The following is a 22,888-nucleotide window of genomic DNA, read 5'->3' on the forward strand; positions in this document are numbered from 1 at the left end:
GCGGCCTCCCTGCCGCGGCGGGATCAGAGCTGCTCGCGCCCGTGCGGACGGTCAAGATCCAGCTGCGGCCCCGCCGGTACGATGCCGGTCGGGTTGATGGTCTCGTGGCTGCGGTAATAATGATCCTTGATGTGCTGCATGTTCACCGTGGCAGCCACACCGGGCCACTGATACAGCTCACGCACATAGCCTGACAGGTTGGGATAATCGACGATCCGCCGCAGGTTGCATTTGAAATGACCATGGTAGACCGGGTCAAAGCGGAGCAGGGTAGTAAACAGCCGCCAGTCCGCCTCGGTCAGGGTGTCGCCCAGCAGGTAGCGCTGCCCGCCCAGCCGCTCGTCCAGCTCGTCAAGCATGCCGAACAGCGGCCAGAAGGCCTGCTGGTACGCCTCGTCGCTGGTGGCAAAACCGGCCTTGTAGACGCCGTTGTTGACCAGATCGTAGACGCGCTCGTTGAGCGCGTCGATGTCTTTGCGCAATGCCTGCGGATAGTAGTCACCCGGCTTGGCGCCGACATCGTCGAAGGCGCTGTTGAACATGCGGATGATGTCCGCCGATTCGTTGCTGACGATCCGCTGTTGCTGCTTGTCCCAGAGTACCGGGATGGTCACCCGTCCCGTGTAATCGGGGGTATCGGCGGTGTAGATCTGGTGCATGTAGTCGGCCTGGTGAATCGGATCGGCGATTACCCCCTCGTCCGGGGCGAAGGTCCAGCCATGCTCGCGCATCAGCGGATTGACCACCGACAGCGAGATCATGCCCTCCAGCCCCTTCAGCGTGCGGAAGATCAGCGTGCGGTGCGCCCAGGGGCAGGCCAGCGACACGTACAGGTGGTAGCGGCCCGCTTCCGCCTTGAAGCCTCCTTCTCCGGTGGGGCCGGGGCGCCCGTCGGCGGTTACCCAGTTGCGGAACTGTGACTGGCTGCGGATGAAGTGGCCTTTGCTCGATTCGGTGTCGTACCACTGATCTACCCATTTGCCTTCGACAAGTAAGCCCATTGTGTCCTCCTGAAAAGGTCGGGGGGATTGGATTGATTCTAGCCAACAGGCTGTGTTCCCCGCTGATCGTCTTGATAGTGCTGATCATGGTCCATCCTTTCCTTACGGTTTATAAGCACAAAAAAGGGATGGAATTCATCGAACAGGTCGATATCAGGCCTTCGTGACAACAGCGAGCGGGTTGACATATCTGCGGCCGGCCCCGAGGGTATCCGCTCATATTGCTGATTCCCCGGAGCCCGTCATGCCCACCACCACGCCCGACCTGCAGAGCCTGATCAGGGAAGCCCACCACGTCCTCGTCTTTACCGGGGCTGGCGTCTCGGCAGAAAGCGGTATAGCGACATTTCGCGACGCGCTGACCGGCCTGTGGGCAAATAACGATCCTCAACAACTGGCCACGCCGGAAGGGTTCATGGCAGATCCCGCACGGGTATGGGGTTGGTACCAATGGCGGCGCCAGCAGTTGTTGAGCCGCGAACCGAACCCGGCACATTGGGCCATCGCGGCACTGGCGCAGCGGGGGGCCAGCGTCACCGTGGTGACCCAGAACGTGGATGACCTGCACGAGCGCGCCGGAAGCGAAGGAGTGATTCACCTGCACGGCAGCCTGCTGTCGACCCACTGCTTTGACTGCGCAATCCCCGCCCAGGTGCCGGTGGACCCGATGCCCCTGGATGGCGCAGCCATTCCTCCTCCACACTGTGAACACTGTAACGGTCTGCTGCGCCCGGGCGTCGTCTGGTTTGGCGAGGCATTGCCTGAAGAGGCCTGGCAGCAGGCGGTGGAGGCAGCACAATCGGCGGACCTCGTGCTGGTTGTCGGCACCTCCGGCCTGGTCTACCCGGCAGCACAGATACCGGGGCTGGCGTGGGAGCGCGGTGCCACGGTGGTGCATGTGAATACCGAGCCGGTGCCTGTGGCCGCAGAGCGGGAGTACAGCGTGGTTGGGCCGGCGGGGAAAATTCTCGGCGGATTAAATGAAGGGCGCTGACGTTGGCGTTGATGGCGCTGGCCATCGCAATGCACAGGAGTAGACGAGTCATGACTCGCGCGATTCAGGATTATTACCCCGAGCGGTTCAGTCACTGCTTCGGTTGTGGCAGAAACAATCCCCACGGGCATCAGCTGAAGAGCTACTGGAAGGGCGATGAGACGATTGCCCGCTTCACCATTGCGCCCATGTACAGCGGTGGGGTACCGGGCAATGCCTATGGAGGCATGGTCGCATCCCTCATTGACTGCCACGGCACAGCATCGGCTGCGGCCTTCGCCTGCCGCGCGCAAGGTCACGAGCTGGGGGAGGGAGCGGAGCCGGTGCGCTTCGTCACGGCGTCGCTGACCATCGACTATCTGAGACCGACACCCGTCGGCAAGGAAGTCACCATTACGGGCAGGCTGATGAGTCTCGAAGGGCGCAAGGTGCGTGTTGCACTGGCCCTGGCCGCGGGCGGCACGGTGTGTGCCCGGGGTGAGATGCTTGCGGTGCAGTTTCGCGAGTGAAGACTCCCGGTATGATGGGGCCTCCCCGTACTCGGAACCAATGTGGCAAACGGCACAAATGAACATTTCACATACCCCAGCACCCATGGCCGAGCGCTCCGGCCGACCTGAACTGACCACCCTGGCAGGTCGCAACATCCTCTTCGTCATGGCCGACAAGGCCGAATACGGCCCGCACCTGCAGCGACGCTTCGTGCCGCTGATGACCGGCATCGGCCCGGTCGAGGCGGCGGTGCAGTTGACCGCAGCGCTCGCCGCTCTGGCTCAGAGTGGAAGACTGCCGGATCTGGTGGTGTCCCTGGGCTCGGCCGGCAGTCGGGTGCTGGAGCAGACCGAGGTCTACCAGGCGACGTCCGTTGCCTACCGCGACATGGACGCCAGCGCCCTGGGCTTCGAAAAGGGCGTCACACCCTTCCTCTCGCTGCCAGCGACGGTGCCACTGCCGCTGCGTATTCCCGGTGTGCCACAGGCCACTCTGTCCACCGGGGGAAATATCGTCTCGGGCGCGGCGTACGATGCGATTTCAGCCGAGATGGTGGATATGGAAACCTACGCCTGCCTGCGCGCCTGCATGCAGTTCGATGTGCCGCTGGTGGCCCTGCGCGGTATTTCGGATGGCAAGGCCGATCTGCATCACGTCGATGACTGGACCGAATACCTGCATATCATCGATGAGAAGCTGGCAGAGGCGGTGGATCGGCTGGAGGCGGTGTTGGCCGGTGATATGGAATGGTTGGCTGATGGTACCAATGCGCTCACGAAGGGTGAATGGCTATCTCGCAGCTTTGGATGAGTACGCACCCGACAGCCTGCCACTTTAATTTGGTATCAACGGAAGTATCTTTTCACCTTACACACTCCACGCATTAGACAGCACCTCAGCTTGCTTCAACACCAGCTCCACAGCCCCCGGTGCTTCATCGGGTGGGTATTTGTACCGCTGCAAGGTACGTCGAACCAGGATCCGTAACTTGGCTCTGACACTCTCGCGTACCTGCCAGTCCACGGTGGTGGATGCGCGTAGTTTCTCAGTGATTTCCACCGCAATCTTCTTCAGGATTTCATCGCCCAGCTCGCGCACGGCGCTCTCGTTGTTGGCCAGGGCATCATAAAAGGCGATTTCGTCCGGGTTGAGGCCCAGCGCAGCCTCCCTCTCCATCTCGGCCTGGAACTGCTTGGCCATGGCAATCAGTTCTTCAATGACCTGCGCCGTTTCGATGCCGCGGTTGTTGTAGCGGCGCAGGGTCTCCTGCAGGCGGTCAGCGTACTTCTTCTCCTGCACCACGTTGTTGCCAGTGCGGGCCTTGATATTGTCCTTCAGGAGCTTTTCCAGCAGCTCCACGGCCAGATTCCTGTAGGGCATGCGCCGTACATCATCCAGGAACTCGTCAGACAGCAGCCCGATATTGGGCTTGTCGAGGCCGCACAGGGCGAACACGTCGGTCACACCCTCGGCAACGACGGCGTTGTCGAGGATCTGCTTGAGCACCGAGTTCTTTTCTTCCTCGGTCAGCTTCCTGTCCACGCTGGTGTGCTTGGTAATCGCAGCCTTTACTGCCGACAGGAAGGCTACCTCCTTATGGTAGGTCCGAGCCTGATCGAGGGTGCTGCACAGGCTGTAAGCCTTGTTCAGAGCCAGCACCGTATCGAGGAAGCGTTTCTTGCCGTCCTCCAGCCCGAGCACGTGGTTGGCTGCCGGTACCAGCAGCTTGTGCGGTTGATCTTCGAAGCCGCTGTAGTCGAAGCCCTTGCTGTTCGGTCCGGGCGCAAACATGCCATGGATGATATCCAGCTTTTCGAGCATCACGGCGAAGGCTTCTTCCGCGCTGTGCGTGGGTTCGCCGCGGCCCTTGGCGTCGGTGTAGGTTTTCAGCGCCTGTTTGAGCTCGTTGGCGATGCCGATGTAGTCCACCACCAGACCGCCGGGCTTGTTCTTGAATACCCGGTTGACGCGGGCGATGGCCTGCATCAGGTTGTGGCCCTTCATGGGCTTGTCTATGTACATGGTGTGGCAGCACGGGGCGTCGAAACCGGTCAGCCACATGTCCCGGACGATGACCAGCTTCAGCGGGTCGTTGATATCCTTGAAGCGTTTTTCGAGTCGCTTCTTGGTTTGTTTGTTGTAGATATGGGGCTGCAGGGCCGCCTTGTCCGATGCTGACCCGGTCATGACAATCTTGATGGCGCCTTTTTCCGGGTCTGGGTCGTGCCACTGCGGGCGCAACGCGACGATTTCGTCATACAGCTGCACGCAGATGTCCCGGCTCATGGCCACGATCATCGCCTTGCCGTCCATCATGGCGGTACGTGTTTCAAAGTGCTCCACCAGGTCGGCCGCAACCTGACGCAGGCGCGGTCCTGCACCAACCAGCTTTTCCAGTCGGCTCCACTCGCCCTTGGTTCTTTCCCGCTGGGTAACGTCTTCCTCGTCCTCTACGACCTCATCCACCTGATCGGACAGGGCTTCGATTTCATCGTGATTGATATCCAGTTTTGCCAGGCGTGACTCGTAATAGATGGGCACAGTGGCACCGTCATCTACCGCATCCTGGATATCGTAAATGGATACGTAATCACCGAAGACCGCGCGGGTATCCTTGTCCTCGGTGGCGATGGGCGTGCCGGTAAAGCCAATGAACGAAGCGTTCGGCAACGCATCGCGCATGTGCTTGGCATAACCGAATTTGTAGCTGCCGTCCTGTTTCAGGGTGGCCTTCAGGCCGTATTGACTGCGGTGGGCCTCGTCGGAAATCACCACTATGTTGTGGCGGTCATTCAGGATCGGATGGCCGCTTTCGTCTTCCAGCAGCGCGAACTTCTGCACGGTAGTGAAAATGATGCCGCCGGATTCGCGCTCGGCCAGCAGTTGGCGCAGGGTATCGCGATCGTCCGCCTGAACCGGCTCTTGCTTGAGCAGCTCCCGTGCAGCAGAGAAGGTGGCAAACAGTTGACCGTCGAGGTCATTACGGTCGGTAACCACAACGATGGTCGGGTTGTTCAGCTCCGGCTGCTGCAGCAGCATCCCCGCGTAGCAGCACATGGAAATGCTCTTGCCTGAGCCCTGGGTGTGCCAGACCACGCCCGCTTTCTTGCTGCCGGGCGCGACCTCGGCGCCGTAGGTGGCGCGCCGTTCCCGGAGCTCCTTTTCCGGTACGGATGCCGCAATAATGGTCGCCCTGACGGCCTCGCGCACCGCGTGGAACTGGTGGTAACCGGCGATTTTCTTGATCAGCTTCTCGGAGTCCGTCTCGAACAGGACAAAGTAGCGGATATAGTCGAGAAGCAGCTCGCGATCGAAGAAGCCGCGCACCATCGTCTCCAGCTGCCACTCCAGCAGCGGTTTGTCGTCTTCGTGCTTGATTGTGCGCCAGGGCATGAAGCGCTCCTGGCTGGCTGTGAGCGAGCCTACCCGGGCGTTGTAGCCATCACTGATCACCAGGGCTTCGTTGTAGACGAACAGCTCCGGCAGCTCGTCCTTGTAGGTCTGAATCTGGTTGAAGGCATCCCAGATGCTGACGTTTTCCGAGGTGTGGCTTTTCAGCTCAAGTACGGCCAGGGGCAGGCCGTTGACAAAGCAGATGATGTCGGGGCGGCGCAGTTGCTTGCTGCCCTGCAGGGTGAACTGATTGATGGCGCGAAAGCGGTTGGCTTCGAGCTGTTCGAAGTCGATCAGCAGGGCATGGTCGTGGATGATGCGGTCGTCCAGCTTGTAATCCACCGGCACACCATCCAGTAACAGCCGGTGAAAGGCCCGGTTGCTCACTACGGTGTCCAGGCTCGATGGCTGGCGCACCTGGGAGATCGCCTGTTCAACAGCGGAGTCTGGCAGGTGCGGGTTGATCCGCCGAATGGCCGCTTCCAGATCAGCCAGCAGCAGCACCTGGCGATAATCACTGCGCTCCGGAGCGATACCATCCGGCGCCAGATCCGGACCATGACCCAGCTCCCAACCACCCTCGGCGAACCATTCCAGGCATTGCTGTTCCAGCTGATCTTCCGTCATTGACTGCTTCCTTTGGGTACATCTGCCAATATCTTCTCAGGCTACCATTGATCCCATAGTGCTTGTCGGCTCGCCAGCCTGTCGAGTGCTGCTCTGGCCATGCGGTAGGCTTTACATGCAAGCATTATTGCACTAGTATCAGCGCCAATATGACCGGCGCCTCTGCACTTCTGTGTACGCGTCGGTTCTCATTTCTGCCTATTGCTTACGCCACACCGGCCAGTTCTCCCAGCCCTCTACCACACCCATATCCTTCAAGCTCAGCTGCTGGTTTGCCAGTCTGGGAAACTCTTCTGCCAACAAAGCCTTGTACCGGTCACCCCAGCTGGAATTGGGACAGATCACCCGCATCAGCTGCTGGATCAGGCAGAAGTAGAAGAATGGCCGGGAAGGTTTCAACTCCTTCGACCAGCCCTCTGGAACCGTTGATATTTCCACCACGTTGATATTCCACAGGCGGCTGTGGTGCGCCGAAACATTGCGGATGAAGTTCAGGCTGCGTAACCACTGAGCAAAGGCCTTGCCAGTTGGTGCACCGTAAATGGCTGCAATAGTCTCCTGATCCTCATGTGCCATGCCGGAAAACAGCTTGGATAGCGCGCCAAAGTCCAATACCTCTATCGCCACCCAGATAGGTAAGCTGCCGTAATGAGTAATGTGGTGTGCGACGAAGGGTTCTTTACGTGCGCGCTGGAGCAGAGCGTGGTATTTGGCCAGCCACAGGTCATGTTCTGTTTTTCCTTTGTCAGGGCCAGCTTTGAATGGGCGACGTGCAAACTTGCCGTGCAGGCAATCGGGGTTCTCATGCGCTCGCGGGTCGCGCTGACCCAACAGGTGAGCCACATCCACCCGTACGGCCATTTCGATACGCTCCAACGCATCCAGTGCCAGCAGACGGAGTTTCTTATCGAAAACGTACAGCTTAACCACATCCTCAAAGCGGCTGCCAGGGACAAAACGGTCGTCGCGTACGGGGCGATCCTGCCTGGCTGATGCTGTCCGGTCTATTTCCCGCAGTGGATACCAATATCCGCTCAAGCGGTAGTAGCCCAGTCGTTTGAGGTAGCCCAGCGCTGCTGCGCGGTCTTCCACCTGAAGCCCGCGCCCACGCAGTTGTTCCAACTGATCAGAAAACGATAGCCATGGCTTCAGTGGTTTCAATTCAGTGCCTTTGTCCTGTTACTGGTTCTTCAGGTTTTGCCTGATCACGCCAAGGGGTGTGCTCAGGGTGCTTTCCAGCCGCGTCATATGCTCCACCAGCCATTTGATCATATCCGCCCAATTGTCCTTGTTATAGCCATCCACCGCTCGGGAGTACTGGATACGGCAGGCCTTGCGGTTGGGCAGGGGCTGCCATTCAAGCTCTGCACCAAACTCCGCCTCGATCTGTTCTTTCTGTGCGAATAGTTGGTCGAATACCAGCTGGTTGGTCTCGGCCTGGGGGCGGGACATGTAAAACTCTACCCGGACCTCGCCCTTACTGAAGATCAGGCTCATTGCTGGCGCTTTTTCTTCATCTTCCAATGGGTTGATGCGGTTGGTGGTGGGTTGATTTTAAATATCCTCTGTATTCCCCTTTGTTTTGCTTACCCATTCACTTTCCAGAGTGGTCGTCTCTATAATGTGAGTAAGTTTCCCAACAAGTGGTTTTAGCGCACCAATTTGTTTGCCGACCTCATCCAAGGAGTCAACTATTTTGATTAGGGGTGGCTTATTTACAAAGCCGGGTAAGCCTGCGTAAGGACTGACATCCAAAGGGAAAATGCTTGAAATTTTACGACTGCTCTGCAGTGTGGACCATTCAAGCTTAATATTGAAAGGTGGTATCGGTTTTTCCTCACCTGCCTTGGATTTAAAAAGTTGGTGCCCTACTGCGAAGAAGAGGGAGAGCTTCTCACCTTGAGGAATCATGCTGATTGGTCCGCGTCTCAAGGTACAGTCTAGCTGCAGGTTGTATCTGGAAAAGTCTTCAGGAGATCCCAGAAACTGAAAACATACATTTCTAGCGGGCCCTGTACCCACATTGGCAATCGCAATGTTCAAGCCACCCGTGCCATCTGGGTGCGGCTCGTAGTAGGCGATAAGACGGGGCTCAGAACCGGCTTTACGCATCGCCCGGTTTTCCCGCCACAGGAAAAGTGTCAAGCCGGCGATTACCACTGTGGAAAAGCCGCTTAAAACTGTCGCTACGTCTTTCCAGTTTTCCATGCTAGATAGCCAGTGGATTAGGTTTTGACAGAAATTATCCATTCATTCCTCAGCGTCTGCTATTGTAAGTTTTCCAGACAGGAGTTGTGGGAGAAGGATGTCCCGCAGTTCGCTCAGGGAGTGCGCTTCTCTAATATTGCTCTCTATAACGTTATACAGTTTACTTGCTAATTTTGTATATGCTGAGATAGCACCTTCTGTAGGTGTCAAGACAGGAATGACATTGAAACTTTTTTTGCTAATCTCTGCGAATGTTGTACCGCTAGCTCGATTCTTTATTTCCTCCATATGAGCCTGACACCATTGGATGACAAACGCGGCAGTCAACACCTTCTCGCATTTCATCGCTATGTAGCCCTGGTTAACCGCCAGAGGTATTTTGGCGAGAGCCAGATAACCAACTGGTGCACGCGATGACATCAGCACGGTATCGACTGGAAGTAGGCCAGAGCTAATCTTAGCAAGGCCCGCTTCTGTAATTTTTCGCTCAGTTCTGACAAGTACCTTATCCGGGAGATTTGATAGATCTTTTGGTGAAGTCCAACTGATCTGTCCGTCGTCCCAAAAGGCAGGGTTTTTCGTGGAGGGGGTACCGCCGCCGACCACAGTAACCTCGTCACCTATAGTGCTGAGATACCACCCCTCCGGAATCTCCCCCAGCTCACTATCCTGCATAGCCGACGGAAACAGTTCGGCGGTGGCGCGCAGCTCGGCGTATTGCTCGGGCTGTTCGGCCTGGAGGCGGGTTAGCTCCGCTTCGCCTTTGCCGGAAATGGCCTGCATGGCGGCGAGCAGGGCGTCTTCCTCGCTGCCACCGGCTTCCAGTGCTGCGATCTTGGCTTTGACCGGCTCGAAATCGACAAACCAGCTTTTGAAGATGGCCTGGGCCATCCGTTCGAGGGTTTGGTTGATGCAGGAGTTTAGGATTTCTTTTTCATCAATTGCTGTGGCTGATGCAACAATTTGCCGTTGCTCTGACCAAGAAGGTAGGCGTATCTCAAGATCTTGAAGACGCTTTGTATCGAGTTTCCCGGCTCCAATACCTGTATGCTCAACCATTTCAAGCAATTTTTTCTCGTTAGCCTTGAGCCAATAATACAAATACATTTCATCGGTTACTTGGCGGGCAGCAAGCTCAGGCTTGACTCTGATAGCCTTCACGTCTTGATTGAAAGCAACGTCTCGCACCGCAATGCCAACAGGAATCCTGTTATGAAGAGTACTTCCTCGCACAAGCAGAAGAATTGAGCCCTTGAGTGCAAGTCGGGAGCCGGATTCTAAGCCTAGCTTCGTGATTTTTAGGTCAGAATTGGAATAACGAGAACCGCCCATCGAGGAGGCGCTAATCCACGGTATTTCATCGCCCCAGCATTCTGGATTCTTCTTTGAAGGAGTCCCACCAGAGAACCAGTCAGTGAGATCGCCCAGCCGATAAAAGGCTGTCTTAGAACTCATACCCCAGCCCCCCAAGATTCCGCTTTATCTCCGCTTCCAGCCGATCACTCTCCGCAAACTGCTCCCGCAACTGCTCAGTCAACCGAGTCATCTTCTCGGCAAAGGGCTCGCCATCGTCTTCCTGTTCTTGAGCGCCGACATAGCGGCCTGGAGTCAGTACAAAGTCATGCTTCCTGATCTCGTCCAGGCTGGCGGATTTGCAGAAACCGGCGACATCTTCATAGCCTTCGCCACGCTGCCAGGCGTGGAAGGTATCAGCGATCTGGGCGATGTCGTCGTTGGTGAAGTCCCGTAGTACCCGATCCCGCATAAAACCCAGGTTTCGGGCATCGATAAACAGGAACTCCTGTCGGCGGTCACGTTTCTTTTCGTCACGCACCATGCCGTTGGCTTTGTCCTTGGTCAGGAGCCAGATGCAGGCGGGGATCTGGGTGTTGGTGAACAGTTGACCGGGCAGGGCGACCATGCATTCCACCAGGTCCTCTTCCACCAGCCGCTTGCGGATTTCACCTTCGTTGTTGGTGTTGGAGCTCATGGAGCCGTTGGCCAGCAGCAGGGCCATACTGCCGGTGGGGGCCAGGTGGTGAATCATGTGCTGCATCCAGGCGAAGTTGGCGTTGCCCCTGGGTGGGGTGCCGTACTTCCAGCGCACGTCATCGGCCAGGGACTCACTCCACCAGTCCTTCATGTTGAAGGGTGGGTTGGCCATAACAAAGTCGGCGCGCAGGTCCGGGTGCTGGTCGTCGAGGAAGGTGTCGGCGTTCTTCTTGCCGAAGTTGAAGTCGATGCCGCGGATGGCCATGTTCATGGCCGCCAGCTTCCAGGTGGTGGGGTTGGATTCCTGGCCGTATACGGAAATGTGCTTCTTCTGTTCGGCGGCGTCGTAGTGCTGTTTCTGGGCGTGCTCTTCAATGAACTTGTCGCTGGAGACAAAGAAACCGCCGGAACCCATGGCCGGGTCATACACGCGCCCGGAGTAGGGCTGGAGCATTTCCACGATCAGGGTGACGATGCTTTTGGGGGTGTAGTACTGGCCGCCCTGCTTGCCTTCGGCCAGTGCAAACTGACCCAGGAAGTATTCATAGACATGGCCGAGGATGTCCTTGCTGTGCAGGTTCAGCTTTTCGCCGTCGAATACGGGCCGGGTAAAGGAGGTGTCGGAGAAGGTGTTGATCAGCCCCAGCAGCTTGTCGTTTTCCAGCTGGTACTGGCTGATACGGTTGAGAATCCCCTTCAGCTTTACGTTGCTCTTCTCGATCTCTTCCAGAGCGTTGTCGATCAGCCAGGACACCGAGCGCAGTTTTACCTCGTTGCCGGCATCGTCCTGCCAGAGCACGGTGCCTACAGGCAGCACGGCTTTCTCTTTCAGGGTGCTCCAGCGGGCTGGCCTGGGTACCCAGAAGATGTTGGCCTCGCGGTAGTAGTCGAGTACTTCCAGCTCTTCCTGCAGGGCTTGCTGGTATTCCTCATCGCTGCCGAAATCTTCTCTGGGCAGGTAATAGATGTTGTTGTCATCGTTTTGCTGGAAGAGCTCCAGCAGTTGTTCCTGACGCTCTTCGAAGGCATCGGATACGTATTTCAGGAAAATCAGCCCCAGCACCACGTGCTTGTAGTTGGCAGCGTCCAGGTTGGCCCGGAGCTTGTCAGCGGCTTTCCAGAGCTTGTCGTCCAAGGCCTTTAGAAACTGTTGTTCTGTGCTATTCATTACTTCCTCATGGTGTTCAAAGCGTTAATTCCCTGTTGCCACACAGAGCCTGTAACCGGGGCCGGCGATATGCAATGCACCGATGGGCGCGGTCAGGTGTACTCTATGAAATAAGATAGCGCAGCGGTGAGGCGCAGCACCCAGGGCGAAGTTCGACCTTAGGCGATCTGATATTGAGCTGCAATTGCTTTGGCATGCCAGTTTGGCGTGCAGTTAAAAGCTAGGGAGGCTGGTGCGAAGGTAAGCAGCTAACGCTAGAGGGAAATGGCGCACTCGACAGGATTCGAACCTGTGACCCCTGCCTTCGGAGGGCAGTACTCTATCCAACTGAGCTACGAGTGCGTAAGCGCGGCATGATACCCTCGGATTGCCCTTTCGTCCATGCCTTGTCGTTAAACTCGGTTGCGGCGGTCGGCGGGGAGGGGTGCGGCGTCTTGTCGCTGGAATGGTTTGCAATTTTGCCCGATGCCGCTTTGGCAGTATACTTGCCGGATTGTCCGGGCACTGCACTTGGGCGCATACCAATAGCCATGATGAGGATGGATAAGTGACGATTGCGAAGAATATTCTGGCTGCTTCTGCAGCAGTACTTGCCCTGTTCGCTGGCAGTGCCCATGCGACCACCGAGGAAGCCATTGCCGAGCGCATCAAGCCGGTAGGCACCGTGTGTGTTGCCGGTGACCCCTGCGCTGAAGAGCTGGCTGCGGCCGCGGCTCCTGCTGCCGGTGGCCAGGAAGAGGGCGGTGCCGCGGCTGGCGGCCAGGGTGAGGCGCTGTTCTCGGCCAAGGTCTGTGTGGCTTGTCATGCTATCGACAACAAGGTGGTCGGTCCGGCCATGAAAGAGGTGGCAGCCAAGTATGCGGGCGATGCCGATCATATTGCCAACAGCATCAAGAACGGCTCCTCCGGTAACTGGGGCCCGATTCCCATGCCGCCGAACGCCGTCAGCGACGATGAGGCCATGCAACTGGCCGAGTGGATCCTGTCCCTCAACTGAGTCGCCTGCCTTGCTGAGAAGCCACCTTCGGGTGGCTTTTTTGTGTCCGCTCGATGGCCGATCCTGCACCATTCAGCGGAGCAATCCAGCCTGGCAACCATGGCGGCTCGGCAACGGGTCATATAGTCTCGACAGAACAATAACAACAGATACCGGTGTGTCATGAATCGATTGAAGATACTGGGGGTGTCCTTGGCTACTGTTCTGCTGTCCACTCAAGTCCCGGCTGCCGAGCTGCCCGATCCCGAGTCGGTGCGTACCGATCGGCTGCAGCTGATGCAGGGTTTTCCGCCATCGGCCGAGAAGCAGGTCACGCTGGCCGGCTTCATGCGGCCCTACCCGAATCCGCGGTGGAGTTTCCATCATGCACGGGAGCTGATCCCGTCACGGCGTGTTGCCCGCGGCAACGATGGCGTATACGAGCTGCCCCGGGCCGAGGGCTGGGAGCAGAAGATAGCCGACCTGCAGTTCACCGGTCCCGATGGCGAGCCGATGAGCTTCCAGCAGTATCTGGACGCCACCTATGTCGACGGTGTGCTGGTCATGCAGCACGGCAAGGTGCTGTTCGAGCAATATCAGCCAGGTGTGCCGGAGGATGAGCCGCATATTCTCTGGTCGGTGACCAAGTCGGTGGTCGGGCTGCTGGCAACCCAGCTGATCGAAGAGGGCGCGCTGAACCCCGCATCGCTGGTGACCGATCATGTACCCGAGCTCGCCGACAGCGGCTGGCGCGGGGCCACGGTGCAGCAGGTACTGGATATGACCGCGGATATTGATTACAGCGAGGTCTATGCCGACCGCGATTCGGATGTGGTGAAGTATTCGCTGGCAGCGGGCATGGCGCCGGTGCCCCACGACTACCCGGGGGCGAGGGACCTGTACAGTTATCTGCCGACCATCTCCGCGGGTGTCGACCCTCACGGCAAGTCGTTCCGCTATCGCACCACCCATACCGAGGTGCTGGGCTGGATTCTGCGCCGGGTGACCGGCCTGTCCACGGCGGCGCTGGTGGAGCAGCGCATCTGGCGCAAGCTGGGGGCGGAGCAGGATGCCTACATGCTGCTCGATCCCCGCGGTGCGGAGTGGGCAGGTGCCGGGCTCAACGTGACCCTGCGCGATCTGGCGCGGTTTGCGGAAATGGTGCGGCTTGAAGGGGAGTTCAACGGTCAGCGGATTGTCAGTGCCGAGGCCGTGCGCGCCATTCGTGAGGGTGGCGATCGGGAGGCATTCAAGGCGGCGGGCCGGGACTACCAGCCGGGTTATTCCTATCGCAACCAGTGGTGGATCAGCCACAACGCCGATGGCGCCATCGAGGCCCTCGGCGTGCACGGGCAGATGATCCATATCAACCCGACGGTGGGGCTGGTCATGGTCCGCCTGTCATCCCATCCGGTGGCCAGCAGTGCCCAGACCATGCCGTTGAGCCTGCCGGCGCTGGCGGCCCTGGCCGACCTGCTGCGGGAGTAGCTTCAGCGCCCGAGCAGCCCGCGAATATCGGCCAGTGCGCTGTTGCCGCGGGCCTGCTTCTGCTCCACGGGCACGTCCTCGGTGCCTTCCCATTCGAGGTCTTCCGGCGGCAGCTCGTCGAGGAAGCGGCTGGGCAGGCAATCGATGATCTCGCCGAACTGGCGGCGGCGCGCGGCGAAGGTGAAGGTGAGGTTGCGCTTGGCCCGGGTGATGGCGACGTAGGCCAGCCGGCGTTCCTCGTCCACGCTGTCGGCCTCGATGCTGGAGCGGTGCGGGAGGATCTCTTCCTCCATGCCGAGTACGTAGACGTGGGGGTATTCCAGCCCCTTGGAGGCGTGCATCGTCATCAGCTGCACGCGGTCGGCATCCTCTTCCTCTTCCTGGCGCTCGAGCATGTCGCGCAGTACCAGCTTGGCGATGGCATCCTCGAAGGTGGTTTCGCCGGTCTCGTCACGGTCCATGGTGGTTTTCAGTGCATCCAGCAGGAACCAGACGTTGCCCATGCGCTTGGCGGCAATTTCGTCACTGGAACAGTTCTGGCGAATCCAGTTCTCGTAATCCAGATCGTTGATCATATCGCGCAGGGCGGCAATGGGTTCGCTGCGCATGCACCGCTCGCGGATGCCCTCCAGCCATCTGGCAAAGCGCTGCAGGCGCTCCAGGTAGCGCGGTTCCATATGTTCGGCCAGCCCTATCTCGGTGCAGGCGGTGAACAGGCTCACGCCCCGTTCATTGGCATAGGTGCCGAGCTTCTCCAGGGTGGCCGGGCCGATCTCGCGGCGGGGCACGTTGATGATGCGCAGCAGGGCGTTGTCGTCGTCGGTGTTGACCAGCAGCCGGAAGTAGGACATCAGGTCCTTGACCTCCTGGCGGCTGAAGAAACTGGTGCCGCCGGAGAGGTGATAGGGGATCTGGTGATGCTGCAGTTTCAGTTCGATCAGCCGTGACTGGTGGTTGCCCCGGTAGAGGATGGCGAAATCCTTCCAGGGAATGCCCTGTTTCAGGTGCAGCATCTGGATGTCGGTGGCCACCCGCTCGGCTTCGGCGTCCTCGTTGCGGCAGCGGATCACCCGGATCGGATCGCCGTAACCGAGCTCGCTCCACAGCTGCTTCTCGAACACGTGGGGGTTGTTGGCGATCAGCGTGTTGGCGGCCTTGAGAATGCGGCTGGTGGAGCGGTAGTTCTGCTCCAGCATGACCACCTTGAGGCTGGGAAAGTCTTCCTTGAGCTGGGCGAGGTTTTCCGGCCGGGCACCACGCCAGGCGTAGATTGACTGGTCATCGTCGCCGACCACGGTGAAGCGCGCCTGATTGCCGACCAGCATCTTGACCAGCAGGTACTGGCTGGCGTTGGTGTCCTGATACTCGTCGACCAGCATGTAGCGGATGCGGAACTGCCACTTCTCCAGCACATCGGGGTGATCCCGGAACAGCAATACCGGGATCAGGATGAGGTCGTCGAAATCGACCGCGTTGTAGGCCTTGAGCGTGCGGTTGTAGTGCATGTAGACGCTGGCGGCGGTCTGCTGCTGCGGGGTCTTCGCCTGCTGCAGGGCCTCCTCGGGGGTGATCAGGTCATTCTTCCAGGAGGAGATCTGCGCCTGAATGCCCTCGGCACCGTCATCGGCACCGTAGTCCTTGTGCATCAGGTCGTTGATCAGCGCTTCGGCATCGCGCTGGTCGAAGATCGAGAAGCCGGGCTTGTAGCCCAGCCGCTTGTGCTCCTTGCGGATGATGTTGAGGCCGAGGTTGTGGAAGGTGGAAACGGTCAGCCCGCGTCCTTCGGCCCCGCGCAGCAGGGTGCCGACACGCTCCTTCATCTCCCGGGCGGCCTTGTTGGTGAAGGTCACCGCGACGATATGCTGGGCGCGGATGCCGCATTCCTTCACCAGATAGGCGATCTTGCGGGTGATGACGCTGGTCTTGCCGCTCCCCGCGCCGGCCAGGACCAGCAGCGGGCCGCTGATGTAGCGGACAGCTTCCTGTTGACGGGGATTGAGTTGCGACACATTGACCTCACGCAATGCCGGGCGCGCAATTCTAGCACAGGATAATATCGTCGCTGCGCTTGTGGCGCTCGACATCATGATGGCCACAGGCTAGGCTGGGCAGAACGGGCATTTCAGTCATGCCTGAGGCGAGGGACGAATTTGTTTAACGATGCACCCCTGCAACAGATCGTGCTGCTTGACGCAGATGGAACCAGAAACGATCTGGTGAACCGTCTGTGGGCGGTCGGCGGTCCGCGGGTGGTCATCGCAGCGGACTGGCCCCAGGCGCTGGACCATGCCGGCGAGCCCGGCAGCGTGCTGCTGGTGGATGAAAGCTTCATGCCCGGGCCGGATTACTGCTCGGCGCCGATCGTGCAGCTGTTCACTCCAGGGGAGCTGGATTACCCCAGCGTGGACGCCGACAGGGTAAGCCGGGGCGCGGCGGTAACCGAGCTGCTGCGCAGTCTGCGTTACGCCTGGGAGCGCCACCAGCTGCTGGACGCGCTGGCCCGCGCCGCTACCGATGATCCGCTGACCGGTTGCTGCAACCGGCAGATGCTGCAGGATCGCCTCAAGCACGGCATGCAGCGTTCGTTGCGCGCCGACCAGCCGCTGGCGGTCCTGGTGCTGGACCTGGATAACTTCAGTCACGTCAACGACACCCTCGGCCATGCCGCCGGGGATGCCATCATCCGTCAGGTGGCCGACCGGCTGCGCGGGGCGCTGCGCTCCACCGATACGGTCGGGCGGATCGGCAGCGACGAGTTCGCCGTCATCGTCGAGGAATACCTCAACGCGGCCAATCTCATGCATGTGGTGAAGAAGATCACCGCCACCCTCAGCGAGCCCTTCGGCGTCGGCAGCGACAGCGTCCTGCTCGGCTGCAGCATGGGCATAGCGACCTATCCCGAGGCGGGGGAGAGCGTCGACAGCCTGCTGCTGCATGCCAGTCTGGCTGTGCAGCAGGCCAAGGCCCAGAGCGGCTGCAGCTATCACTTCTATGATGAGCGGATCAATCGCCAGGCCAACACCCAGATCGAATTCGAGAACCAGCTCCGTTCGGCGCTGCGCGGCAATGAGCTGGAGCTGCACTACCAGCCGCGGGTGGACCTGCGCAGCGGCAAGATCGTCGGCGTCGAGGGGCTGGTGCGCTGGCGCCATCCGGAACGGGGTCTGCTGGCCCCCGGCGAGTTCATTCCGATGGCCGAGGAAACGGGGCTGATCATTCCCATGGGGTACTGGGTGATTGCCCGCGCCTGCCACGATCTGCGGATTCTGCAGCGCCGCGGCATAGATCTGAACGTGGCGGTGAACATGTCCTTCCGCCAGTTTCTCGACAGCCGCCTGCTGGCGACCATCCAGCGGTTGATCCAGAAGACCGGCATCGACCCCCGGCGGCTGGAGTTCGAGCTGACCGAGACCGCGGTCATGCAGCATCCTGAGCAGGTACAGAACACCATGGCCGGGATGATCCAGCAGGGGCTGCGCTTCTCGCTGGACGACTTCGGCACCGGCTTTTCCTCCTTCGTGCATCTGCACAGCCTGCCGATCAAGCTGCTCAAGCTTGATCGCAGTTTCGTGCGGGGCATTGTGCCCAATCCGGCGGATCGCAAGCTGGTCCAGGCGATGATCGAGATGGGCCACAGCCTGGGCCTGGAGGTGGTGGCCGAAGGGGTGGAGGATCGCGCCCAGATGGAATCCCTGCGTGCACTGAACTGCGACCAGATCCAGGGCTTCTTCATCAGCCCGGCGCTGCCCTTTGTCGAGCTGTGCTATTTCGTCGATGCCTACAGCATGGGCCGTGAGGACGCCCTCGCCACGCCGGACAAGGGCGTGGTATCTCAGCTGGTGGGCTGCCGGTCCAGCTGACGGTACTGCAGGGCTTCGGCCAGGTGGGGCCGTCCGATGTGCGTCGCTTCTTCCATGTCCGCCAGGGTGCGTGCCACCTTCAGTGCGCGGTGGCTGGCCCGGCGGGACAGGCCCAGACGCTGCACCGCCTGCTCCAGCCAGGCCTCGTCTGCACTACTCAGTCGACAATGCTCACGCGTTCCCCCCAGATCGAGATGGGCATTCAGACAGTCCTGCCGATGCAGTTGCCGCTCCCTCGCCGAGATGACCTGTGCCGCCGCCTCTTCGCTGCTGGGTCTGGCCGGCGCATGGCTCGACAGGCTGAAGGGCTCGTTGTGCATGCCCAGGTGCAGATCGATCCGGTCCAGCAGCGGGCCGGACAACTTGCTGCGGTAGCGCTGAACCTGCTCCGGCGAGCAGTTGCAGCGGCCGGACGGGTCGCTCTGATAGCCGCACGGGCAGGGATTCATCGCTGCGATCAGCTGGAAGCGGGCCGGGAAGCTCAACTGTTCCCGCGCCCTGGCGATGTGGATAACCCCGGACTCCAGCGGTTCGCGCAGCATCTCCAGGACCTTGCGGTCGAATTCCGGCAGCTCATCGAGAAACAGCACGCCATGGTGCGCCTGGCTGATTTCTCCGGGGCGCGGCTGGCTGCCACCACCGACCAGCGCGGCGGCGGATGCGCCATGGTGGGGCGAGCGGAACGGGCGCCCGGGCCAGCGCGCCACCAATTCCCGCCCGCATACCGACTGGATGGCGGCGACCTCCAGCGCTTCATGCTCGGCCAGCGGCGGCAGGATACCGGGGAGCCGGCTGGCAAGCAGGGTCTTGCCGGTGCCGGGCGGACCGAACAGCAGAAGATTATGGGAGCCGGCGGCGGCCACGATCAGTGCCCGCTTGGCCTGGGCCTGGCCCTGAACATCGGCCAGATCAGCGACAGGCGCAGGATCGGCTGCCGGTTCGGCCGGTGATACCGGCGTCAGCAGTTGCTCGCCGCGCAGGTGTTCACCCAGCTGGGCCAGGTGCGTTGCGGCGATGATGCGTACCCCGGGCACCAGCGCCGCTTCGGCAGCGTTGCAGCTGGGGATCAGCAGGGTCCGCTGCTGCTCGCGGCACGCCAGCGCAGCAGGCAGTACACCCTGAACCGGACGCAGCTCGCCGGAAAGGGCCAGCTCGCCGAGTACCTCACAATCCTGCAGGCTGTCAGCAGGGATCTGCCCGCTGGCCAGCAGCATGCCAAGGGCAATGGCCAGGTCGAAACGCCCGCCTTCCTTGGGCAGATCGGCGGGGGCAAGATTGATGGTGATGCGCTTGAGGCTGGGAAAGTCGAAGCGCGCATTCTGCAATGCGCTCCGGACCCGATCCTTGCTCTCACGTACAGCGGTCTCCGGCATGCCAACCAGTGTGAGACTGGGCATGCCATTGGCCAGGTGGACTTCAACAGTGACTGGTGGTGCCTGAATTCCCAGTTTCGCGCGACTGTGAACAATCGCGAGGGACATTGATCACTCCTTGTTTTCAAGCTCCGCAACGCGCTTTTCCAGCGCCTCCAGGCGCTCGCGGGTACGCAGCAGCACGGTCTGCTGGGTCTCGAACTCTTCACGGCTCACCACGTCGAGCCTGGCCAGCGCGCTCTGCAGCAGCGCCTTGACCTGTTTCTCGAGGTCGGCGGCGGGCTGACCGAGATCACTGCTCATCAGGCGTGCGGCCTGGCTGCCAACTTTATCCATCAGGACCTTGTGCAACATCTTCTGCTTCCCGTTACCGGCGTACTGGCACCGGCAGGGCCGGTGATGATGGCGGTCAGTTTATCACCCGCTACTGAACCGGCCCAACTCATTTGGGTGCGCCAGCGCACGTTCCTGGCGCAACGGCGGCGAAACATTGCACTGATGTGGTGCAGTTCCTCCCCGCTGCGTCGGTGGGACGGCGCTCTGCTTCACGCAAGACGTTGAAAAGAGTCGGAATTCCGACATTGGCAGAGTTTCTGCAATGCAGCAGACGGACACCGGCGGCACTTATTGCGCCGCTCGATAAGGGTGATAGATGCAAAGTCCGATTTTAAAAGGCTTTAACTCGGAATAGACTTGTCCTGTCCCCCAGGGCAAGCCATCTAAACGGGAGTATGCAGATGAAATTAGTAACGGCTGTTATCAAGCCATTCAAGCTGGACGACGTTCGGGAAGCGCTTTCCGAAATCGGCGTTCAGGGTCTCACCGTCACAGAGGTCAAGGGCTTCGGCCGGCAGAAGGGCCACACCGAACTGTATCGGGGTGCCGAGTACGTGGTGGACTTTCTGCCCAAGGTAAAGATTGAAGTGGCCATCGGCGACGACATGCTCGACCGCGTCATCGAAGCCATCACCAAGGCGGCCAATACCGGCAAGATCGGCGACGGCAAGATCTTCGTCGTGGCGCTGGAACAGGCCATCCGTATCAGGACGGGTGAGACCGGCACTGACGCCATCTGAAGCATTGCTTCATCACATGCAGTAACAAGCCTATCTGGGGGGCTTAGTTATGGAAGATCTCGTACAGATCAAGTACGCACTTGATACGTTCTATTTTCTGGTGTGCGCCGTACTGGTGATGTGGATGGCCTGCGGTTTTGCCATGCTCGAAGCCGGCCTGGTCCGCACCAAGAGCACCACCGAAATCCTCGCCAAGAACATCTCGCTGTTCGCCATTGCCTCGGTAATGTACCTGCTGGTGGGGTATTACATCATGTACTCCTCCGACAACGGCATCCTGCCGAGTCTGGGCATGCTGATCGGCGACGAACACAGTCTGGCCGACGTGACCGCAGGGGGAGACGAAGCCCCCTACTATTCCAGTCGCGCCGACTTCTTCTTCCAGATCGTGTTCGCCGGCGCCTGCATGTCCATCGTTTCCGGCGCCGTGGCCGAGCGCATGAAGCTCTGGGCATTCCTCGGCTTTGCGGTGATCATGACCGGCTTCATCTATCCCATACAGGGCAGCTGGAGCTGGGGTGGGGGCTGGCTGAGCGAGCTGGGCTATTCCGATTATGCCGGCTCCGGCATCGTCCACATGGCTGGCGCCGCTGCGGCGCTGGCCGGTGTGCTGCTGCTCGGTCCGCGCAGTGGCAAGTACGGGCCCGGTGGTCAGATCAATGCCATACCCGGCAGCAACATGCCGCTCTCCACGCTGGGTATTTTCATCCTGTGGATGGGCTGGTTCGGCTTCAACGGAGGGTCTGAGCTGAAGATTTCAGACGTGGAGTCGGCCAACAACGTGGCGCAGGTGATGGTGAACACCAATCTGTCTGCGGCCGGCGGGCTGCTTGCTGCCATGGCTACCGCCCGGGTGCTGTTCGGCAAGACCGACCTGACCATGGTGCTCAACGGGGCGCTGGCGGGACTGGTGGCGATCACCGCCGATCCGCTGTCTCCTTCGGCGCCCGGTGCGCTGCTGATCGGTGCGGTCGGCGGGGTGATCGTGGTGCTCAGTGTGCTCGGTCTGGACCGGCTGAAGATCGATGATCCTGCCGGTGCCATCTCTGCCCACGGCTCGGCGGGCATCTGGGGTGTGCTGGCCGTGCCGCTGAGCAATGCGGAGGCAAGCCTGGTCGGACAGCTGATCGGCGTGATATCGATCTTCGCCTGGGTGTTCGTGGCCAGCCTGCTGGTATGGGGGCTGATCACGGTGGTCATCGGCATCCGGATTTCCCCCGAAGAGGAATACCTCGGAGTGGATGCCGTGGAATGCGGACTGGAAGCCTACCCGGAGTTCACCTTGAAGAAGTGACACGTCCGCAGATACCCCGGGAGGACTCCCTGGGAAGTTCGAGTTCCATCTCGAACAAGGGGCAGCCGACAAGAGCGCCCGTCGAGATGGAACTCGACGCTCCCAGGGGAGGCCGTTTTGTGGGGAAGTTCGAGTTCCACCTCGAACAAGGAGGGCAGCCGACAAGCGCGCCCGTCGAGATGGAACTCGACGCTCCCAGGGGAGGCCGTTTTGTGGGGAAGTTCGAGTTCCATCTCGAACAAGGGGCAGCCGACAAGCCCGCCCGTCGAGATGGAACTCGACGCTCCCAGGGGAGGCCGCTTTTTTGGGAAGTTCGAGTTCCATCTCGAACAAGGAGGGCAGCCGACAAGCACGCCCGTCGAGATGGAACTCGACGCTCCCCAAGGGGAAGCCAGGTAACCTGGGTCTGATCCTCCCACAAACACCAAACTTGCCTCTCATATCGCAGTCCAAGACAGCACCCCCAAACCCATTACCTGGAGAACGGGATGCAGACTGAAACCTACGATTATCTGTTGCAATGGACCAGCGAACTGCACCAGACCATTGCCGACAAGCTCGAACAGGCCATGGGCCCGGATACCGACCAGCGCAGCCGCTGGCTGATGGAATACATAGCTAGCCATGAGCGCGAGCTGGCCGCCACCGTGGAACGCTATCGGGCGCAGGCGGGCGAGGCGGAGAGTCGCACCTGGCTGTACGAACACGTCGGTGAGGACGTGCCGCCCAACTCGCGCTGGGAGCTCAGTTTCGAAGGGGATGACGCGGAGCAGATCAAGGCCAAGGTATTCGAACTGCACAACCAGCTGATCGAGGTGTTCACCTCGATGAAGGGCCGCGCACCCATCCCCGCTGCGGTGGAGCTGATGACCAACATGCTCAATCTGGAAGAAGGGGCGACCCGCCGTCTGGCGGAGCAGGCTGGCCGGCTGAACGAACTTTGAGC

General features: G+C 60.1%; 19 protein-coding genes and 1 tRNA gene. 9 read left to right on the forward strand and 11 right to left on the reverse strand.

Features of this window, described 5'->3' with window-relative positions; genetic code table 11:
* Window positions 1-23: 23 nt before the first annotated feature.
* On the reverse strand, window positions 24-1,001 hold the full coding sequence (locus IEW63_RS13175; protein ID WP_188637100.1) for a glutathione S-transferase family protein: 978 nt from the start codon (window positions 999-1,001) through the stop codon (window positions 24-26).
* 244 nt (window positions 1,002-1,245) lie between these two features.
* Here IEW63_RS13175 and IEW63_RS13180 point away from each other — a divergent pair, with 244 nt between their 5' ends.
* The 3 genes from IEW63_RS13180 to IEW63_RS13190 are packed head-to-tail and all read left to right on the forward strand — an operon-like array spanning window position 1,246 to window position 3,297.
* Window positions 1,246-1,995, forward strand: coding sequence for an SIR2 family NAD-dependent protein deacylase (locus IEW63_RS13180; RefSeq protein WP_188637101.1), 750 nt, complete (start codon window positions 1,246-1,248; stop codon window positions 1,993-1,995).
* 50 nt (window positions 1,996-2,045) lie between these two features.
* Window positions 2,046-2,504: a PaaI family thioesterase gene (locus IEW63_RS13185; RefSeq protein WP_188637102.1), complete on the forward strand. Its 459-nt coding sequence runs from the start codon at window positions 2,046-2,048 to the stop codon at window positions 2,502-2,504.
* Between the two features lie 58 nt (window positions 2,505-2,562).
* Window positions 2,563-3,297 carry a 5'-methylthioadenosine/S-adenosylhomocysteine nucleosidase gene (locus IEW63_RS13190; RefSeq protein ID WP_229710519.1) on the forward strand — a complete coding sequence of 245 codons (735 nt, stop codon included), beginning with the start codon at window positions 2,563-2,565 and terminating at the stop codon, window positions 3,295-3,297.
* A 57-nt stretch (window positions 3,298-3,354) separates the two neighbouring features.
* Here the strand turns inward: IEW63_RS13190 and IEW63_RS13195 are convergent, their stop codons facing one another.
* The 7 genes from IEW63_RS13195 to IEW63_RS13225 all read right to left on the reverse strand — a co-directional run bounded on the left by IEW63_RS13195 (window position 3,355) and on the right by IEW63_RS13225 (window position 12,217).
* On the reverse strand, window positions 3,355-6,507 hold the full coding sequence (locus IEW63_RS13195) for a type I restriction endonuclease subunit R (protein ID WP_188637103.1): 3,153 nt from the start codon (window positions 6,505-6,507) through the stop codon (window positions 3,355-3,357).
* A gap of 198 nt (window positions 6,508-6,705) precedes the next feature.
* On the reverse strand, window positions 6,706-7,668 hold the full coding sequence (locus tag IEW63_RS13200; RefSeq protein WP_188637104.1) for an Abi family protein: 963 nt from the start codon (window positions 7,666-7,668) through the stop codon (window positions 6,706-6,708).
* Window positions 7,669-7,686: 18 nt separating this feature from the next.
* Complete coding sequence (locus IEW63_RS13205; protein ID WP_188637105.1) at window positions 7,687-8,004, reverse strand: DUF4268 domain-containing protein; 318 nt, start codon at window positions 8,002-8,004, stop codon at window positions 7,687-7,689.
* 57 nt (window positions 8,005-8,061) lie between these two features.
* Window positions 8,062-8,715: a DUF8453 domain-containing protein gene (locus tag IEW63_RS13210; protein WP_188637106.1), complete on the reverse strand. Its 654-nt coding sequence runs from the start codon at window positions 8,713-8,715 to the stop codon at window positions 8,062-8,064.
* 42 nt (window positions 8,716-8,757) lie between these two features.
* A complete protein-coding gene (locus IEW63_RS13215; protein WP_188637107.1) occupies window positions 8,758-10,170 on the reverse strand; it encodes a restriction endonuclease subunit S in 1,413 nt (470 codons plus the stop codon).
* A complete protein-coding gene (locus IEW63_RS13220; protein WP_188637108.1) occupies window positions 10,160-11,875 on the reverse strand; it encodes a class I SAM-dependent DNA methyltransferase in 1,716 nt (571 codons plus the stop codon). The genes IEW63_RS13215 and IEW63_RS13220 overlap by 11 nt, the downstream gene beginning before the upstream one ends.
* 265 nt (window positions 11,876-12,140) lie before the next feature.
* Window positions 12,141-12,217, reverse strand: a tRNA-Arg gene (locus tag IEW63_RS13225).
* A gap of 355 nt (window positions 12,218-12,572) precedes the next feature.
* Here IEW63_RS13225 and IEW63_RS13230 point away from each other — a divergent pair.
* Together IEW63_RS13230 and IEW63_RS13235 are read left to right on the forward strand one after the other, a co-directional pair.
* Window positions 12,573-12,872, forward strand: coding sequence for a c-type cytochrome (locus IEW63_RS13230; protein WP_188637145.1), 300 nt, complete (start codon window positions 12,573-12,575; stop codon window positions 12,870-12,872).
* Window positions 12,873-13,064: 192 nt separating this feature from the next.
* The gene (locus IEW63_RS13235) at window positions 13,065-14,339 is read left to right on the forward strand and encodes a serine hydrolase domain-containing protein (RefSeq protein WP_188637109.1); all 1,275 of its coding nucleotides are present in this window, start codon (window positions 13,065-13,067) and stop codon (window positions 14,337-14,339) included.
* 2 nt (window positions 14,340-14,341) lie between these two features.
* Here IEW63_RS13235 and rep read toward each other — a convergent pair whose 3' ends face one another.
* Entirely contained in the window at window positions 14,342-16,348 is a 2,007-nt protein-coding gene (gene rep / locus IEW63_RS13240; protein ID WP_188637110.1) for a DNA helicase Rep, read from the reverse strand.
* A gap of 207 nt (window positions 16,349-16,555) precedes the next feature.
* On the opposite strand from rep, the gene IEW63_RS13245 reads away from it, so the two are divergent.
* On the forward strand, window positions 16,556-18,199 hold the full coding sequence (locus IEW63_RS13245; protein ID WP_229710520.1) for a putative bifunctional diguanylate cyclase/phosphodiesterase: 1,644 nt from the start codon (window positions 16,556-16,558) through the stop codon (window positions 18,197-18,199).
* Here IEW63_RS13245 and IEW63_RS13250 read toward each other — a convergent pair.
* Both IEW63_RS13250 and IEW63_RS13255 read right to left on the reverse strand, forming a co-directional pair.
* Window positions 18,172-19,680 (reverse strand): YifB family Mg chelatase-like AAA ATPase, encoded by a 1,509-nt coding sequence (locus IEW63_RS13250; protein WP_188637111.1) that lies wholly within the window; start codon window positions 19,678-19,680, stop codon window positions 18,172-18,174. The two genes, IEW63_RS13245 and IEW63_RS13250, sit on opposite strands and share 28 nt — an antisense overlap.
* A gap of 3 nt (window positions 19,681-19,683) precedes the next feature.
* Window positions 19,684-19,926 carry an accessory factor UbiK family protein gene (locus IEW63_RS13255; RefSeq protein ID WP_188637112.1) on the reverse strand — a complete coding sequence of 81 codons (243 nt, stop codon included), beginning with the start codon at window positions 19,924-19,926 and terminating at the stop codon, window positions 19,684-19,686.
* 383 nt (window positions 19,927-20,309) lie between these two features.
* Between IEW63_RS13255 and glnK the strand changes: the two genes are divergently transcribed.
* The 3 genes from glnK to IEW63_RS13270 all read left to right on the forward strand — a co-directional run bounded on the left by glnK (window position 20,310) and on the right by IEW63_RS13270 (window position 22,886).
* Window positions 20,310-20,648 (forward strand): P-II family nitrogen regulator, encoded by a 339-nt coding sequence (gene glnK / locus IEW63_RS13260; RefSeq protein ID WP_188637113.1) that lies wholly within the window; start codon window positions 20,310-20,312, stop codon window positions 20,646-20,648.
* 49 nt (window positions 20,649-20,697) lie between these two features.
* The gene (gene amtB, locus IEW63_RS13265) at window positions 20,698-21,942 is read left to right on the forward strand and encodes an ammonium transporter AmtB (RefSeq protein WP_188637114.1); all 1,245 of its coding nucleotides are present in this window, start codon (window positions 20,698-20,700) and stop codon (window positions 21,940-21,942) included.
* 488 nt (window positions 21,943-22,430) lie between these two features.
* Complete coding sequence (locus IEW63_RS13270) at window positions 22,431-22,886, forward strand: hypothetical protein (RefSeq protein ID WP_188637115.1); 456 nt, start codon at window positions 22,431-22,433, stop codon at window positions 22,884-22,886.
* Window positions 22,887-22,888: the final 2 nt, after the last annotated feature.

The organism is Halopseudomonas pertucinogena (genome assembly GCF_014646575.1).
Lineage (GTDB): Bacteria > Pseudomonadota > Gammaproteobacteria > Pseudomonadales > Pseudomonadaceae > Halopseudomonas > Halopseudomonas pertucinogena.